This is a genomic window from Streptomyces kunmingensis (assembly GCF_039533535.1).
Taxonomy (GTDB): Bacteria; Actinomycetota; Actinomycetes; order Streptomycetales; family Streptomycetaceae; genus Streptomyces; species Streptomyces kunmingensis.
In genome coordinates this window covers 204,527-219,798 of record NZ_BAAATS010000019.1, presented here as the reverse complement: position 1 = coordinate 219,798, position 15,272 = coordinate 204,527, and the positions used below count along the sequence as shown (strand labels likewise).

Below are 15,272 nucleotides of genomic sequence, written 5' to 3'. Positions count from 1 at the left end.
GGCCACCGGGATACCCGCTGTCCTGGCCGTTCATCGTCACTACGGTCACTGCTGGTCACTACTGCCTTCACTGCGCCCGCGCTGCACGCCCCGGCGCAGATTGCTCAGTCTGCCCCGTACGTCCTCGGGGGCCCGGGAGATCTGGGGGCCGCCCTGCGGCGTCGACTCCGCGGTGCCCTCGACCAGGTTGGCCTTGGGCACCCGGCGCGGCAGACCGGACGAGGTGACCCCGCCCGCCTTCGGCTGCTTCAGCCGCTCCGCGCGCCCCCAGCGCTCGTCGTTGGCCGAGCGCCAGCTGGTGTCTTTGGGAGTGGCCTCCGCGGCCTGGTCCTGGGCCGGCTCCTGGCGTTGGGGGGCGCTGGGGCCGCGGCGCGGAAGGCCCGCGTCGGTCAGATCGTGCGTGACGGAGGGGGAGGGGCCGGCCGCGAGGCCTGCACCGGCGGGGGTACCCGGTTCGAAGCCTACGCTCTCCCGGTCCGCGGCGTCAGTGCCCTGCGCGGATTCCGCTTCGGGTGCGAAGGGAGCCCGGAAGTCACCCTGGTAGCCGTCCGATCCCTGCCAGTCGGCCTGGCGGACGGGCTCCTCGAAGGCGTTGTAGGAGTCCCGGGGGGACTCCGCATAGCCGTTCTGGGGGGCGTAGTCCGACTCGTAGGCGGCCGGCTGACCCGGGTTGAAGGCGGACTGCGCCGGGGCGAAGCCGTCGTACCCGTTCTGCTGCCGGTCGTCGTACGCGCCCTGCTGCTGGTCGCCGTAGACGCCCTGACCCTGATTGTCGTAGGAAATCTGCTGCTGCGGGTCGTAGCCGTGCTGCTGTCCGTCGTACGCGGACTGGTCTGCGAAGCCCGACTGCTGGGGCTGATGTGACTGGTCCGCCTGGTGAGGCTGGTGGGGCTGGGACTGCCGCTGCGCGATCTCGTCGCGGAACAGCGGGCGGTCGCCCTCGCCCTCCTGGCCGGTCGTCTGCGCCTCGAGCGCCGCGCGACGCTCCTCGCGCATCAGGGAGCGGCCGACCGGGTCCAGTTCGCGCGCGTCGTCCGGGACGTCGTAGCGGCTGTCGTCGAAGCCGAGCTCGGCCGCGGTGCGCAGCGGCTCCTTCTCGAAGGCGGGCTGCTGCGGAATCATCGTGGAGACGGTGAACTGGTCGAAGTCGGTGTTGCCCTGCTGACCGCCGCCACCGTGGGTGATGTTCTCCGGGAGCATGACCAGCGAGGTCGTGCCCGCCTGCTCGCCCGAGGGGCGCAGCTGCACGCGGATGCCGTGCCGGTCGGCGAGGCGGCCGACCACGAACAGGCCCATGCGCTGGGAGATCGCGGCGTCCACGGTCGGCGGGTTGGCCAGCTTGTGGTTGATGTCCGCGAAGTCCTCGGCGGTGAGGCCGATGCCCTTGTCGTGGATCTCGATCATGATGCGGCCGTCGGGGAGACGGGTCGCGGTGACGCGGACCTTGGTCTGCGGGGAGGAGAACGTCGTGGCGTTCTCGAGCAGCTCGGCGAGCGCGTGCACGAGGTCGGTGACCGCGCGGCCGTGGATGTCGGCCTCGGGCACGCCGGACAGTTCGACGCGCTCGTACTGCTCCACCTCGGAGGAGGCGGCACGGAGCACGTCGACCAGCGGGACCGGCTGGTCCCAGCGGCGGCCGGGCTCCTCGCCGGCGAGGACCAGCAGGTTCTCGCCGTTGCGGCGCATACGGGTCGCGAGGTGGTCCAGGCGGAAGAGGTTCTCCAGCTGGTCCGGGTCCGCCTCGTTGTTCTCCAGGTCGGTGATGAGGGTCAGCTGGCCCTCGATCAGGGACTGGTTGCGGCGCGACAGGTTGGTGAAGATCGCGTTGATGTTGCCGCGCAGGAGGGCCTGCTCGGCGGCGAGCCGGACCGCTTCCCGGTGGACCTGGTCGAAGGCGCGGGCGACCTCGCCGATCTCGTCACGGGTGTTGATCGGGATCGGCTGGACGCGGGTGTCCACCCGGCCCGGCTCGGTCCGCGAGAGCTGGTCGACCAGCATCGGCAGCCGCTGCTCGGCCACGTCGAAGGCGGCGGAGCGCAGCCGGCGCATCGAGCGGGACATCTGGCGGGCCATCATCCCGGCGATGATGAACGCGGCGAGCAGGGCGATGACGACGGCCGCGCCGATGATGAACGCCTGCTGCTTGGCGTCGGCGGCGATGCCGGAGGCCTCGGTCACGGCCTTGTCGGCGAGGTCCGACTCGATTCCGCGGTAGGCGTCGAACTTGGCGGTGTTGACCGCCCACCAGTTCTGGGCCGTCACGCCCTTCTGCGCGAGAGCGAGCCGGGCGCTGGGCTGGGTACTGGGCAGCGCCACGATGTCGCCGACCATCTCGGTGGTGTCGGCCGGCGGCGGGACGTAGCTCGGGTCCTTCGCCTTGGCGGCGGCGGCCTGCTTCTGGCCGTCCGTCTTCAGCTGCTTGATCGTGGCTTCGAGGTTCTTGAGGTCCTCGGGCGTACCGCCGCCCTTGTACTCCTCGATGGCGATGCCCTCGAGGTAGGCATAGCTGCCGAGCGCGGTGCGCTGCTTGGCGAAGCTCGTCACGGTCGGACCGGGCTTGACCAGCAGGTGCATACCGATGGAGCGCTCCAGGGAGAGCGCCGCCTTGGTGAGCGAGATCGCGTAGACCGTACGGCCGTAGCTGGTGATGTTGCCGGTGCCGAGACCCAGCTCGTTGGCGAACTCCATCAGCGGGTGCTGGATGGCGACGTAGCCCTCTTCGGTCGCCACGCCGGGCAGCTTGGAGGTGTAGGAGGCGGCACGCAGCTTGTCGAGGCCGCCTTCGACCTGGGTGAACTGCGCCATGCGGCGCTCCAGGCCCTCCTTGTGCGGCATGTTCTTGGCCGCGGCGTGGAACTCGTCGGCGGCGGCGTCCGTCGCCGCGCGGGCCTTGACGACCTTCGGGTCGTTCTTCTTGCCCTGGAGCAGGGGAGCGGCGGAGATGTCACGCTCGTCGACGAGGCGGTTGCCGTACGTCAGCGAGGCCTGGACGAGCCGTGCGGTGCTCTCGGCGTCCTCGGCCTCGTGCCAGGTGTCGATCGAGTTCTTCACCTGGAAGCCACCCATGACCAGGCCGACGAGCACCGGTATGAGCAGGATCGCGTTCAGCTTGGTGGGCACACGCCAGTTGCGCGGCGACATCCGGCCCCCCGACGGCTTCGGCACCGCCGTTTCGGCCGGGGCGGCCTGCGCCGCCGTGCGCGGCGGCGGGGTGAAGTTGCCCCGCGCCGATGCCGGCTCGGGACTGTTCTTGCTTCGCCTCACTCGACCAACAACCTCTCGGCGTCGGCACCTACGTTGTGCCGCTGTGTGTCTCCAGGCCCGTACCTACTGGGCAGTTCAGCGCATTCCAGCACGTCAGGAGGCGCACCTCCAAACAGTCGGAAGCGGAACCTCTCCGTGATGTATGCCCCAGATAAAACGGTCATAAAGAGCGAGCCCCGCCAAAAGGCGGGGCTCTTGTGAGCACAGTGGAACCGGGTGTGCGCGACGTGTGTCTGCACCCCCGGAATTCTCTGTCGAAACGTTATGAACACAGTGGCCCCGCGTGTCAAAGGCCACAGGGGCCACCGGAGGGTCTACGAAGGGCCTACGACAACTGCCGTACGGATCTAGCCACTTGGTGGCCGACTTCCGACTGTTCCCGTCTACTTGAGACGGGCCATCAGAGCGTGCTCCACCAGCGTGATCAGCGCACTCTTCGCATCCGCACGGTGTCGGGCGTCCGTCGTGATGATCGGGGTGTCGGGCCCGATCTGCAGCGCCTCCCGCACCTCTTCCGGGTTGTACGGCTGATGTCCGTCGAAGCCGTTGAGGGCGACGACGAACGGCAGGCCGGAGTTCTCGAAGTAGTCGACGGCCGGGAAGCAGTCGGCGAGGCGGCGCGTGTCCACGAGGACGACGGCGCCGATCGCGCCGCGCACCAGGTCGTCCCACATGAACCAGAAGCGGTCCTGGCCGGGCGTGCCGAACAGGTACAGGATCAGGTCCTGGTCGAGCGTGATGCGGCCGAAGTCCATGGCGACCGTCGTGGTCGTCTTGTCCCCGGTGTGCGTGAGGTCGTCGATACCGGCGCTGGCCGAGGTCATGACGGCCTCGGTGCGCAGCGGATTGATCTCGGAGACAGCGCCCACGAACGTGGTCTTGCCGACGCCGAAGCCACCGGCCACCACGATCTTGGCCGAAGTGGTCGACCGGGGAGCGGCCCCGGTGGCGCCGTCAGAGCTTGCGAAGTCCACTGAGCACCCTTTCGAGCAGAGTCACGTCCGGCGCGCCGCCGTTGTTCTCGTCGCCGCCTGGCTGGTGGATCGCGACGAGCCCGGCCTCGGCCAGGTCCGCGACGAGGATCCGGGCCACGCCGAGCGGCATCGACAGCAGGGCCGACACCTCGGCGACCGACTTCACCTCGCGGCACAGGTGGCAGATGCGCTGGTGCTCGGGGAGCAGCGTCACCAGGGCCGCCGGGTCGGCGGTCGTGCTGACGAGCGCCTCTATGGCGAGCTGGTAGCGCGGCCGGGTCCGGCCGCCGGTCATCGCGTACGGGCGGACCAGCGGCTGGTCGCCCTCAAAACCGTAGGCAGATTGTGCGGCTGCGCTGCCGTACGGATCGTGAGGAGCGGTGGGCGGGGTCATGGATCCTCCGGGCGGGACGGCAGGCCGAGAGCCTGGCGTCTGAGGGTGGGCCGGTGGGGGGATTGTGACGGCCATACGGTGACGGGACGCAGATCGGAAGGGGATTACGTGGCTTCTCTGGATTCCGGGGCGGGTGATGCACCAGACTTCAGGTGTGGCCGGGGTTACCGGCTGTCACCCTCATCAGTGCAGCAGGCTGCCCTGCAGCTCTGCGCGTAGATCCGGGGTGAGCACGGCGCCCGCCCGGTCGACGAGCAGCGCCATCTCGTACCCGACGAGACCGATGTCGCAATCCGGGTGCGCGAGCACGGCGAGCGATGATCCGTCGGAGACGGACATGATGAAAAGAAAGCCGCGCTCCATCTCCACGACCGTCTGATTGACCGGGCCGCCCTCGAAGATTCTCGAGGCCCCCGCGGTCAGTGAGGTCAGACCCGACGCGACGGCCGCCAGCTGATCCGCGCGATCGCGCGGAAAGCCCTCGGACATCGCGAGCAGCAGACCGTCCGCGGACACCACGACCGTGTGGGAGACCCCCGGCGTGTTGTCCACGAAGTTGGTGATCAACCAGTTCAGGTTCTGTGCCGCCTGGCTCATCTGGCTCAACTAACGCTCCTGCTGGTGAGTGGGGCGGGGGTAGCTGCCGGTCTGACCGGTGCCACCGGCCTGCCGGCCCTGCTGAATGCCCCTACGGAGATTGGTCAGCCGTCCGCGCACCTCGTCGGGCGCGCGTGAGACCTGAGGGCCGGTCTGGTTCTGCTGCTGCTCCTGGGCCGTGCCCGCCACGAGGTTCGCGCGCGGCACACGACGCGGCAGACCCGAGACGGTGACGCCGCCCGCGGCGGGCTTGCGCACCCGCTCGGCCTGACGCATCAGCTCGTCGTTCGGGGACTGCCGCCAGTTCGCCTGGTTCTGCCCGGAGTCGGGGGTGGCGGGCGCCGACGGTGCCTGCGCACGCCGCGGAGCCTGCTGGGGGGCGGCCTGCTGAGGGCCGCGCTGCGGCAGGGGGCGTCCCTGCAGCCCGTTCTGCTGGTCCTGGCCCTGGTTCTGCTGCGGGCCCTGACCCTGTCCCTGGGCCTGCTGGCCGTGGAACCAGTTCGTCTCCAGCGTGTCGTACAGCGGCGTACGACCGTCGCCGGGACCGGTGGCCGGCGGCAGGTACTCCTGCTGCTGCGGCTGCACCGGCATGCCCTGGTCCTGCCCGGCCGGACGCGGCACGGGCGGGAAGTCCTGCCCACCGCCACGCTGACGCGGAGCCGAGGGACGCTCGTACTGCCCCGTGCTCATCGGGTCCTGCGCCTGGCCGTACTGACCGGTGGCGGACGGGTCCTGGGGACGCCCGTACTGCCCGCTGTCGGAGGGGCCCTGCAACTGGCTGTACTGCCCGGTGCTGTGGGACGGCTCCTGCGGCAGGCCGTACTGGCCGGTGCCGGACGGTTCCTGCGGACGCTCGTACTGCCCGGTGTTCGACGGGTCCTGGAACTGGCTGTACTGGCCGGTGCCGGACGGTTCCTGCGGACGCTCGTACTGGCCGGTGCCGGACGGGTCCTGCTGCCGGCCGTACTGGCCCAGGTCCGACGGGTCCTGCGGACGCTCGAACTGGCCGGTGCCGGACGGGTCCTGACGGTTCGGCAGGCCGTTGTCCCGGAAGCCGTTGCCGCCGCCCTGGCCGCCGTTCCCGTTCGGGATGCCGCCGAAGACGTCCGAGCGGACGAACTGGCCGGTGCCCTGGTCCTGGCCGGACCGGGGTGCGGGCGGCGGCGCGTCGTAGTCGGGGCGGGCGAACTCGGCCGTGGACCCCGGGCCCTGGCGGTCGTCCTGGACCCGCGGGAACTGCGACGTCGAGTCCGGCTCGTCGTGACCGCGCGGCGCGTCGAGGTGCGGCTGCGCGTTCTCGTCGCTCCAACTCGGCACGCGGGGCTGCGGGTTGCCGCCCGGCAGCTCGGCACGCGGACCACCGCGCGGAGGCAGCACCGGACGGCGCCGGCCCTGCTTCTCGGCGGGGTCGTTGTGCGTGCGCTGCTGCGGCGCGACGGGACCCTGCCCGGCGCCGTTGAAGGCACCGGTGCCCGAACCGGTCGGGGCCTGCGGGTTCTGCTGGGCCTGCGGGTTCTGCTGGGCGCGCGCGGGCAGCGGGGCCTGCGGGCGCTGGGGTGCCTGCGGGTTCTGCGGGCCGCGCTGCTGCCCGGAGTCACGCGGACCCTGCGGGTTCTGCGGACCCTGAGGGCTTTGCGGACCCTGCGGGTTCTGCGGGCCGAGGTTGAAGCCGCCGTCCCGGGCGGGCAGCGCCGGCCGGGGGCCACCGCCACCGGCACCGACCTGCGGCCGCGCCGCACCCGGCCCGGCGTTGAGCCGGCCCGCCGTGCCGCCGCCGCTGGGCGCGACACCGCGCCGTGCGGCACCGGCACCGGCCGCGGCCTGCGCGGCGGCCGGACCGCCACCGCCGGGGCCCGCCTGGCTGCCGGGAATTTTCTTGCCGCCCTGGGCGACATCGACGGGCAGCATGACCAGCGCGGTCGTACCACCGGAGTCGGAGGGGCGGAGCTGGATGCGGATGCCGTGGCGCTGCGACAGGCGGCCGACCACGAACAGACCCATGCGGCGCGAGACCGACACGTCCACGGTGGGCGGCGAGGCGAGCCGCTCGTTGATCGCGGCGAGGTCCTCGGGGGAGAGGCCGATACCGGTGTCGTGGATCTCGATCAGGACGCGGCCGTCGGGCAGCGCGTGACCGGTCACCTTCACCTTGGTCTGCGGCGAGGAGAACGATGTCGCGTTCTCCAGCAGCTCGGCGAGCAGGTGCACGAGGTCGTTGACGACGCGGCCGGCGACCTCGGTCGCGGGGACCGAGGCGAGCTCGATGCGCTCGTACTGCTCCACCTCGGACGCGGCGGCACGCAGCACGTCGACGAGCGGCACGGGCCGCGTCCAGCGGCGGCCCGGCTCCTCACCGGCGAGGACGAGGAGGTTCTCGCCGTTCCGGCGCATACGGGTCGCGAGGTGGTCGAGCTTGAACAGCGAGGAGAGCTGGTCGGGGTCGGCCTCGCGGGACTCCAGCTCGGAGATGAGCGAGAGCTGGCGCTGGATAAGACCCTGGGAGCGGCGCGAGAGGTTGGTGAACATCGCGTTGACGTTGCCCCGCAGGAGGGCCTGCTCGGCGGCGAGACGGACGGCCTCGCGGTGCACCTCGTCGAAGGCCCCGGCCACCTGGCCGATCTCGTCCCGGGAGTGCACACCGACCGACTCGACGGAGGTGTCGACGTCCTGCGGGTCCGACTCGGAGAGCTGCTTGACCAGCTCGGGCAGGCGGTCCTGGGCGACCCTGGTCGCGGTGTCCTGGAGCCGGCGCAGCGAGCGGATCATGGAGCGGGCCACGACGAACGCGCCGACGAGGGAGACGCCGAGCACGATCAGGATCAGCGCACCGTTGATGATCGCGGACTGCTCGGAGGAGTTGCGCAGCTCACGGGCCTGCTGCTCCATCTGGTTGAGCAGCGTCAGCTCGATCTTGGACATCTCCTGGATACGGGAGCTGTCCGCGTCGACCCAGTCCTTGTAGGAGCGCTTGTCCTGGGTCTTGATGCCGTCCGACTTGGCCAGCACGCGCTCGGCGTAGTTGTCCGCCGCCTTGATGGTGGCGTTGTTCTCGTCGAGGGGCTTGAGCAGTTCCTGCGCGTCGACCTCGCCGTAGACGCTGCGGAACGAGTCGAGCTGCGAGGCCTGGTTCTCGGACGCCGCGAGCGCGTACTGGCGGTCCGTCTCCGTGATCGAGCCGAACGTCGAGCTGTTGGGCGGCAGCGCGGCGGCGATGACGGCGCGCTGCTCGGACGCGTACTCCTTGGCCGAGGAGAACGCCGCCAGGGCGCGGGTCCGCTGGATCATCTCGGGGCTGCTGGTCGCCTGCGCCATGTCGGTCGACAGGGAGAGCAGCTGCTCGACGATGCGGGCGTACGCCTCGACCGTCTGCGACGAGTTGGTCTTGGCGGCGTAGGAGCCCTGCCGGATCTTGTTGAGGTTGATCAGCTCGTGGGCGATCTGCACGGCGTGCTCACGCACACCGTTGAGGCTGCCTGAGCCGCTGTCGCCCTCGATGTCGGTCGTGCTCTGCAGGAACGTGTCACGGGCGCGGTTGGTCTTCTCGCGCGCCGCCTTGATGCTGAAGTCGCCGGTCGCCTTCGGGTTGTTCGACAGCGGCCCCGCCGACTGGTCGCGCTCCTCCTGGAGCGCCGACGCCAGGTCGGTGGCCTGCTTGGTCATCTCGGTGAGCAGCTTCATGTTGTCGAGCTGCTGGATGTCGTCCAGGGACTCCGAGATACGCAGGGCGCCGAGGGAGGTCGCGGCGACCACGGGCAGCGTGAGGAGTGCGACCAGACGGGTCGAGATGCGCCAGTTGCGCAGCGCTATTCGGGGGCCGGGCCCGGTGGGCGTCTTCGGCTTGGCCGGGGCGGGCGCCGGCGTGGTCGGACCGCCGGACACGGAGCGCCCGTCGCGCTCACCCGTCTCGACGGACGCCGTGCGCCCCGGGTTCTGGGCGTGCGGGGGCTGGGAGCCGCCTGATATCGGACCGGTCCCGCCGCGCGGCTCCGGCTCCGCCGCAGCGCTGCCATCCCTGTTCTTACGTCCCTGCACTAGCGTCGCAACCTCTGGACCAGGCGTCCCTTCCGCATACGCGGGCAGGACGGTGTCGGCGTAGTTCGAAGGGCGACCTGAAACGCCCCCCTGTGGTCGTGAGTGACCGGCGCTGGCTCCCCTCCCCGTCGCAGCTCGGCGCTGCACGCGCCTCTGTGCACCGGTTCCATCCCGCGACGGTCCCGGGAATTTCAGCACAGTGCAGGATCTCCAACAAGGCCCGAGGGATGCGCTGTGCCTCCTGTGACCCGGTGTGAGGAGAGGGTAACGAGACGTAGAAAGTGATCTAGGGGAAACCGGGCATTCGCGGACGTTCCTCGTACGGTCGGGGGGTGTCCCAGTCGCGACGATCGGGAGCGGAATGGTGGCTTCAGTGGTGCAATGTCCGTTTCCCGAGGGCGAGTTCGTGGCCCGAAGTGCCCCATTTGAGAGGGCGCTCGTGAGCAAACTCACATGTCGGCGATCATTACTTCCCGGCTTTCGGCGGGAATCAGATGTTTAGCCTGACGCTTTACAGGGACGGCCCAACCGACAACCGAGAAGGTTCAAGAGCGCAGCCATGAAGACGACGACGATGTTCCTCCACCTCGCCAACCCGCGGCGCACCACGCTGGCGCACCTCAAGGACGCCGAGGAGATCCAGGCCGCGCCGCTCCTGCCGGAGCACACCCTCGAGCTGCCGACGAACACGGCCAACCCGAAGCGCACCATCCTCATGGAGAAGCCGCAGCAGACCGTGGCGTAGTCCTTATAGGGACACCGCGCCAGGGGCGCCGCGTTAGCCTGGAGCGGTCACATCCCACCCGGGCCCAACGCAAGATTGAGGGGCGCAGCCACCCGTGCGCATCGCCAGATTCTCCATCGACGGGAACGTCGCCTTCGGCGCGGTCGAGGGCGACAAGCCAGACGAGCTCGTCCTCGACATCATCAAGGGCATCCCCTTCGCGGACTTCGAGCTGTCCGGCACGAAGGTCCCGCTGAGCAAGGTCCGGCTGCTGCCGCCCGTGCTCCCGAACAAGGTGATCGCCTTCGGCCGCAACTACGCGGAGCACGCCAAGGAGCTGGGCAACGAGGTCCCCGACGCCCCCTTCGCCTTCTTCAAGCCGTCGACGTCCGTGATCGGCACCGGCGACGAGATCCAGTACCCCTCGTTCTCGCAGGAGCTGCACCACGAGGCGGAGCTGGCTGTCGTCATCGGCCGCATGTGCCGCGAGGTCCCGCCCGAGCGCGTCAACGACGTGATCCTCGGCTACACCGCCGCGAACGACGTGACCGCCCGTGACGTACAGAAGCGCGAGAAGCAGTGGGCCCGCGCCAAGGGCTTCGACACCTCCTGCCCGCTGGGCCCCTGGGTGGAGACGGACCTGGACGTGGCGGCCGCCTCCGACCTCGGCATCCAGTGCACGGTCAACGGGCAGCAGCGCCAGCTCGGCTCCACGTCCCAGATGATCACGTCCATTGCGGACCTGATCGCCAACATCTCCGAGGCAATGACCCTCCTCCCCGGCGACGTCATCCTCACGGGCACCCCCGAAGGGGTCGGCCCCCTGCAGATCGGCGACGAGGTCGCCGTCAGCATCGAAGGCATCGGCACTCTCACCAACAAGGTTGTCAAGCGTGGCTAGCGCACCCGTACGCGTCCGTTTCTGTCCGTCCCCCACCGGTAACCCGCATGTGGGACTGGTCCGCACCGCCCTGTTCAACTGGGCCTTCGCGCGCCACAACAAGGGCACCCTGGTCTTCCGTATCGAGGACACCGACGCGGCCCGCGACAGCGAGGAGTCGTACGACCAGCTCCTCGACTCGATGCGCTGGCTCGGCTTCGACTGGGACGAGGGCCCCGAGGTCGGCGGCCCGCACGCGCCGTACCGCCAGTCGCAGCGCATGGACCTCTACAAGGATGTCGCGCAGAAGCTCCTCGACGCCGGCCGCGCCTACTACTGCTACTGCTCCACGGAGGAGCTGGACGCCCGCCGCGACGCGGCCCGCGCCGCCGGCAAGCCGTCCGGCTACGACGGCCACTGCCGCGAGCTGACCGCCGAGCAGAAGCAGGCGTACGAGACGGAGGGCCGCAAGCCCATCGTGCGCTTCCGGATGCCCGACGAGACGATCACCTTCACGGACCTGGTCCGGGGAGACATCACGTACGAGCCGGAGAACGTACCGGACTACGGCATCGTCCGCGCGAACGGCGCCCCGCTGTACACGCTGGTCAACCCGGTCGACGACGCGCTGATGGAGATCACCCACGTCCTGCGCGGCGAGGACCTGCTCTCCTCGACCCCCCGCCAGATCGCCCTGTACGCGGCGCTGGCGGACCTGGGCATCGCCAAGCAGACCCCGCTCTTCGGCCACCTCCCGTACGTCATGGGCGAGGGCAACAAGAAGCTCAGCAAGCGCGACCCGCAGGCGTCGCTGAACCTCTACCGCGAGCGCGGCTTCCTCCCCGAGGGCCTGCTCAACTACCTCTCCCTGCTCGGCTGGTCGCTCGCCGCCGACCGCGACATCTTCTCGATCGACGAGATGGTGGCGGCCTTCGACATCGCCGACGTGCAGCCGAACCCGGCCCGCTTCGACCTCAAGAAGTGCGAGTCGATCAACGGCGACCACATCCGGATGCTCGACCCCAAGGACTTCGCGGCCCGCTGCGAGCCCTGGCTGAAGGCCCCGGTCGCGCCCTGGGCCCCGGAGGACTTCGACGAGGCGAAGTGGGCGGCGATCGCCCCGCACGCCCAGACCCGTCTCAAGGTCCTCTCCGAGATCACCGACAACGTCGACTTCCTGTTCCTCCCGGAGCCGGCCGTCGACGAGGCCAGCTGGACCAAGGCCATGAAGGAGGGCTCCGACGCCCTCCTGCGCACGGCCCGCGAAAAGCTGGAGTCGGCGGACTGGACGTCCCCGGAGTCCCTCAAGGAAGCGGTCCTGGCGGCGGGCGAGGCCCACGGCCTCAAGCTCGGCAAGGCCCAGGCCCCGGTCCGCGTCGCGGTCACCGGCCGCACGGTCGGCCTCCCGCTCTTCGAGTCCCTGGAGATCCTGGGCAAGGACAAGGCGCTGACCCGCATCGACGCGGCCCTGGCGAAGCTCGCCGCGTAAGTACGCAAACGCGCTTGAGGGGGGCGGATTTAGCCCCCCTCAAGCGCGTTTGCGCCAGCCGCTCAGGCCTTGGCGTTGACCCAACTTCCACAGCTGAACGGGGTGCCGTTCGAGCCGTCGGCCAGGCACGAGCGAATCTGCAGGCTCTTACCTTCGGTGAAGTTGAGGTTCCACGACTTCGTCACGCCGAAGCCGCCACCGTTGTAGTACTCGTGGATGGTGGAGCCGGGGCTGTACCTCCACTCGGCCACCGAACCGTGGCCGTCCTGCCACTGGTCGGAACTCTGGAGGTGGTCCCCCTCCTCCCAGAACCACGCTATCGACGCGCCGGTCGAATTCTTGACGTTGTTGGAGGTCCCGGCCAGGGCCGGCGTCGAGGTGGCGACCATGAGCGTCGCCGCGGCTGCCAGGCCGCCGACGGCCAGCTGAATGCGCTTACGGGCTGTCGCGTTCTTCATCAAGACTTTAACTCCCCGTTGCTCGGGCTTAGTTGACCCGCGCATGCTAGAAGATCTCCGGTCCGCGTGCCGGGAAATAGCGCTGAGTACGATCGGCCGGTGACTCTCAAGGCCATCGTCTGGGACATCGACGACACGATCTTCGACTACGCCACCGCCGACACGGCCGGCATGCGCGCCCACCTCACCGTCGAGGGGCTGACCGACACCTTCGGCACGGTCGAGCGGGCCCTCGCCCACTGGAAGACGCTGACCCGCGAGCACTGGGCCCGCTTCGAGGCGGGTGAGACCGACTGGGAGGGCCAGCGCAGGGACCGGGTGCGCGCCTTCGTGGGGCGGGCGCTGGACGACGTGAGCGCCGACGCGTGGTTCACCCGCTATCTCGGCCACTACGAAGCGGCCTGGAGCCTGTTCCCGGACGCCGTGCCCGCCCTCGACACCCTCGCCGCCGGCTACCGGCACGCGGTCCTGTCCAACTCCTCGCTCCACAACCAGGACCGCAAGCTCCGCGTCCTCGGCGTTCGCGACCGCTTCGAGACACTTCTCTGCGCGGCCGAGCTGGGTGTCGCCAAGCCGGAAGCTGCCGCTTTCCACGCGGTGTGCGAGGAGCTCGGTCTGGCGCCGCACGACGTCGCGTACGTGGGTGACCAGCCGGACACCGACGCGCGCGGAGCGGTCGAGGCGGGGCTGACCGGCATCTGGCTCGACCGCGCCGGGACCGGCGGCCGGCCCGAGCTCGTCCGGATCACCGGTCTTGAACAGTTGCCCCCGCTGCTGGCCCGGGATACCCGTTTTGGAGCGCCGGACTCCTTCGGGTAATGTTCTTCCTGCGCCGAGGGAAGCGAGCCGAAAGGCCGGGACCCGGAAGCGCAAGCCGAGCAAGAACCCCCCCCAGGGGTTCGCGTTTTGGTGGCCTATGGTGTAATTGGCAGCACGACGGTTTCTGGTTCCGTTAGTCTAGGTTCGAGTCCTGGTAGGCCAGCTCGCAGAGCTTATCTGCAACCGTGGATTCCAGATCCACATGCCCCCGTTGTGTAGCGGCCTAGCACGCTGCCCTCTCACGGCAGTAGCGCCGGTTCGAATCCGGTCGGGGGTACAGATCCTTCCCGCGAGGACGGTACGGGTAGCACCCTCCGACCATGCGGTGACAATATCCGGCTGGCGCCGGGTGGAGGATCGCTAGGGCCCCCGTTGTGTAGCGGCCTAGCACGCTGCCCTCTCACGGCAGTAGCGCCGGTTCGAATCCGGTCGGGGGTACTGTTCGGACCGCATTGGTCTGGACCACTATGGCCTATGGTGTAATTGGCAACACTACGGTTTCTGGTACCGTCATTCTAGGTTCGAGTCCTGGTAGGCCAGCTCGCAGAGCTCATCTGCAACCGCGGATCTGATCCGCAAGGCCCCCGTTGTGTAGCGGCCTAGCACGCCGCCCTCTCAAGGCGGTAGCGCCGGTTCGAATCCGGTCGGGGGTACACAAGACGAAGAGGCCCTTCCCCTCGCGGGAAGGGCCTCTTCGCGTAGGGCGATGAGCGGCCGGACACAACTCCGGCCGGTCGCTGCGGCGTTGAAGCGACCGGCCGGAACTGGCAGAAGAGTAAGGCGACTTGTGCGTCAGCCCGTGCGGCGCAGGGCCTCGGAGAGGCGCCCCGCGGCATCGATCACGGCCTGGGCGTGCATGCGCCCCGGGTGGCGCGTCAGGCGCTCGATGGGGCCGGAGACCGAGACGGCGGCCACCACGCGGTTCGACGGGCCGCGCACCGGCGCGGAGACGGACGCGACGCCCGGCTCCCGCTCGCCGATCGACTGGGCCCAGCCGCGGCGGCGCACACCCGACAGGGCCGTCGCCGTGAAGCGGGCGCCCTGGAGACCGCGGTGCAGGCGCTCCGGCTCCTCCCAGGCCATCAGGATCTGCGCGGACGAACCCGCCTTCATCGTGAGCGTCGAACCGACCGGGACCGTGTCCCGAAGGCCGGACAGGCGCTCCGCCGCGGCGACACAGATGCGCATGTCGCCCTGGCGGCGATAGAGCTGCGCGCTCTCGCCCGTGACGTCCCGCAGATGTGTGAGCACCGGGCCCGCGGTCGCGAGCAGGCGGTCCTCGCCGGCCGCCGCAGAGAGCTCCGCGAGACGCGGGCCGAGAATGAAACGGCCCTGCATGTCACGCGCCACCATGCGGTGGTGCTCCAGAGCCACCGCGAGGCGGTGAGCCGTGGGTCTTGCCAGTCCGGTGGCCGCTACTAGTCCTGCGAGGGTCGCGGGCCCGGACTCCAGAGCGCCCAGGACAAGGGCTGCCTTGTCCAGAACGCCGACGCCGCTACTGTTGTCCATGCGTCGATACTCCCGTCTCACTCTGTGAAACGCAAGTTCAATTTCCCGTGGAACTTGCCACTCTGTACGGACACCGGCCCGTGGACCAACGGGCCCGGCGGCCGACGTCCGGTACGAGGGGTACGAACGACG

General features: G+C 69.7%; 11 protein-coding genes and 5 tRNA genes. 9 read left to right on the top strand and 7 right to left on the bottom strand.

Features of this window, described 5'->3' with window-relative positions; all coding sequences use genetic code 11:
• Positions 1–45: 45 nt before the first annotated feature.
• The 5 genes from ABD366_RS25330 to ABD366_RS25310 form a co-directional block, all read right to left on the bottom strand.
• Entirely contained in the window at positions 46–3,264 is a 3,219-nt protein-coding gene (locus ABD366_RS25330; RefSeq protein ID WP_324775238.1) for a nitrate- and nitrite sensing domain-containing protein, read from the bottom strand.
• A 383-nt stretch (positions 3,265–3,647) separates the two neighbouring features.
• The gene (locus ABD366_RS25325; RefSeq protein WP_324775236.1) at positions 3,648–4,238 is read right to left on the bottom strand and encodes a GTP-binding protein; all 591 of its coding nucleotides are present in this window, start codon (positions 4,236–4,238) and stop codon (positions 3,648–3,650) included.
• On the bottom strand, positions 4,219–4,632 hold the full coding sequence (locus ABD366_RS25320; RefSeq protein WP_324775234.1) for a DUF742 domain-containing protein: 414 nt from the start codon (positions 4,630–4,632) through the stop codon (positions 4,219–4,221). Before ABD366_RS25320 ends, ABD366_RS25325 begins: the two co-directional genes overlap by 20 nt.
• 183 nt (positions 4,633–4,815) lie before the next feature.
• Positions 4,816–5,229, bottom strand: coding sequence for a roadblock/LC7 domain-containing protein (locus ABD366_RS25315; protein ID WP_164305831.1), 414 nt, complete (start codon positions 5,227–5,229; stop codon positions 4,816–4,818).
• A 9-nt stretch (positions 5,230–5,238) separates the two neighbouring features.
• Positions 5,239–9,261 (bottom strand): nitrate- and nitrite sensing domain-containing protein, encoded by a 4,023-nt coding sequence (locus ABD366_RS25310; protein WP_344442515.1) that lies wholly within the window; start codon positions 9,259–9,261, stop codon positions 5,239–5,241.
• A gap of 559 nt (positions 9,262–9,820) precedes the next feature.
• Between ABD366_RS25310 and ABD366_RS25305 the strand changes: the two genes are divergently transcribed.
• The 3 genes from ABD366_RS25305 (at position 9,821) to gltX (ending at position 12,354) form a co-directional block, all read left to right on the top strand.
• Entirely contained in the window at positions 9,821–10,006 is a 186-nt protein-coding gene (locus ABD366_RS25305) for a hypothetical protein (protein WP_324767467.1), read from the top strand.
• A gap of 94 nt (positions 10,007–10,100) precedes the next feature.
• Entirely contained in the window at positions 10,101–10,886 is a 786-nt protein-coding gene (locus ABD366_RS25300; protein WP_324767466.1) for a fumarylacetoacetate hydrolase family protein, read from the top strand.
• Entirely contained in the window at positions 10,879–12,354 is a 1,476-nt protein-coding gene (gene gltX, locus ABD366_RS25295; RefSeq protein WP_411293652.1) for a glutamate--tRNA ligase, read from the top strand. Before ABD366_RS25300 ends, gltX begins: the two co-directional genes overlap by 8 nt.
• Positions 12,355–12,416: 62 nt before the next feature.
• On the opposite strand, the gene ABD366_RS25290 is transcribed toward gltX, so the two are convergent.
• Positions 12,417–12,812, bottom strand: a complete 396-nt coding sequence (locus tag ABD366_RS25290; RefSeq protein WP_324767463.1) for a hypothetical protein — start codon at positions 12,810–12,812, stop codon at positions 12,417–12,419.
• Positions 12,813–12,911: 99 nt separating this feature from the next.
• Here ABD366_RS25290 and ABD366_RS25285 point away from each other — a divergent pair, with 99 nt between their 5' ends.
• From ABD366_RS25285 to ABD366_RS25260, 6 genes are all read left to right on the top strand, one after another.
• On the top strand, positions 12,912–13,631 hold the full coding sequence (locus ABD366_RS25285; RefSeq protein ID WP_324767462.1) for an HAD family hydrolase: 720 nt from the start codon (positions 12,912–12,914) through the stop codon (positions 13,629–13,631).
• Positions 13,632–13,722: 91 nt separating this feature from the next.
• Positions 13,723–13,794, top strand: a tRNA-Gln gene (locus ABD366_RS25280).
• Positions 13,795–13,835: 41 nt separating this feature from the next.
• Positions 13,836–13,908 (top strand) — tRNA-Glu (locus ABD366_RS25275).
• Between the two features lie 88 nt (positions 13,909–13,996).
• Positions 13,997–14,069, top strand: a tRNA-Glu gene (locus ABD366_RS25270).
• A 30-nt stretch (positions 14,070–14,099) separates the two neighbouring features.
• A tRNA-Gln gene (locus ABD366_RS25265) sits at positions 14,100–14,171 on the top strand.
• A 40-nt stretch (positions 14,172–14,211) separates the two neighbouring features.
• Positions 14,212–14,284: transfer RNA gene (locus ABD366_RS25260), tRNA-Glu, on the top strand.
• 139 nt (positions 14,285–14,423) lie between these two features.
• On the opposite strand, the gene ndgR is transcribed toward ABD366_RS25260, so the two are convergent.
• Positions 14,424–15,140, bottom strand: coding sequence for an IclR family transcriptional regulator NdgR (ndgR, locus tag ABD366_RS25255; protein WP_324767461.1), 717 nt, complete (start codon positions 15,138–15,140; stop codon positions 14,424–14,426).
• Between the last annotated feature and the right edge of the window lie 132 nt (positions 15,141–15,272).

Coding starts and splice junctions, on each gene's coding strand:
- ABD366_RS25320 (WP_324775234.1), bottom strand. CDS start 4,632: ATGACCCCGCCCACCGCTCCTCACGATCCGTACGGCAGCGCAGCCGCA.
- ABD366_RS25315 (WP_164305831.1), bottom strand. CDS start 5,229: ATGAGCCAGGCGGCACAGAACCTGAACTGGTTGATCACCAACTTCGTG.
- ABD366_RS25305 (WP_324767467.1), top strand. CDS start 9,821: ATGAAGACGACGACGATGTTCCTCCACCTCGCCAACCCGCGGCGCACC.
- ABD366_RS25290 (WP_324767463.1), bottom strand. CDS start 12,812: ATGAAGAACGCGACAGCCCGTAAGCGCATTCAGCTGGCCGTCGGCGGC.
- ndgR (WP_324767461.1), bottom strand. CDS start 15,140: ATGGACAACAGTAGCGGCGTCGGCGTTCTGGACAAGGCAGCCCTTGTC.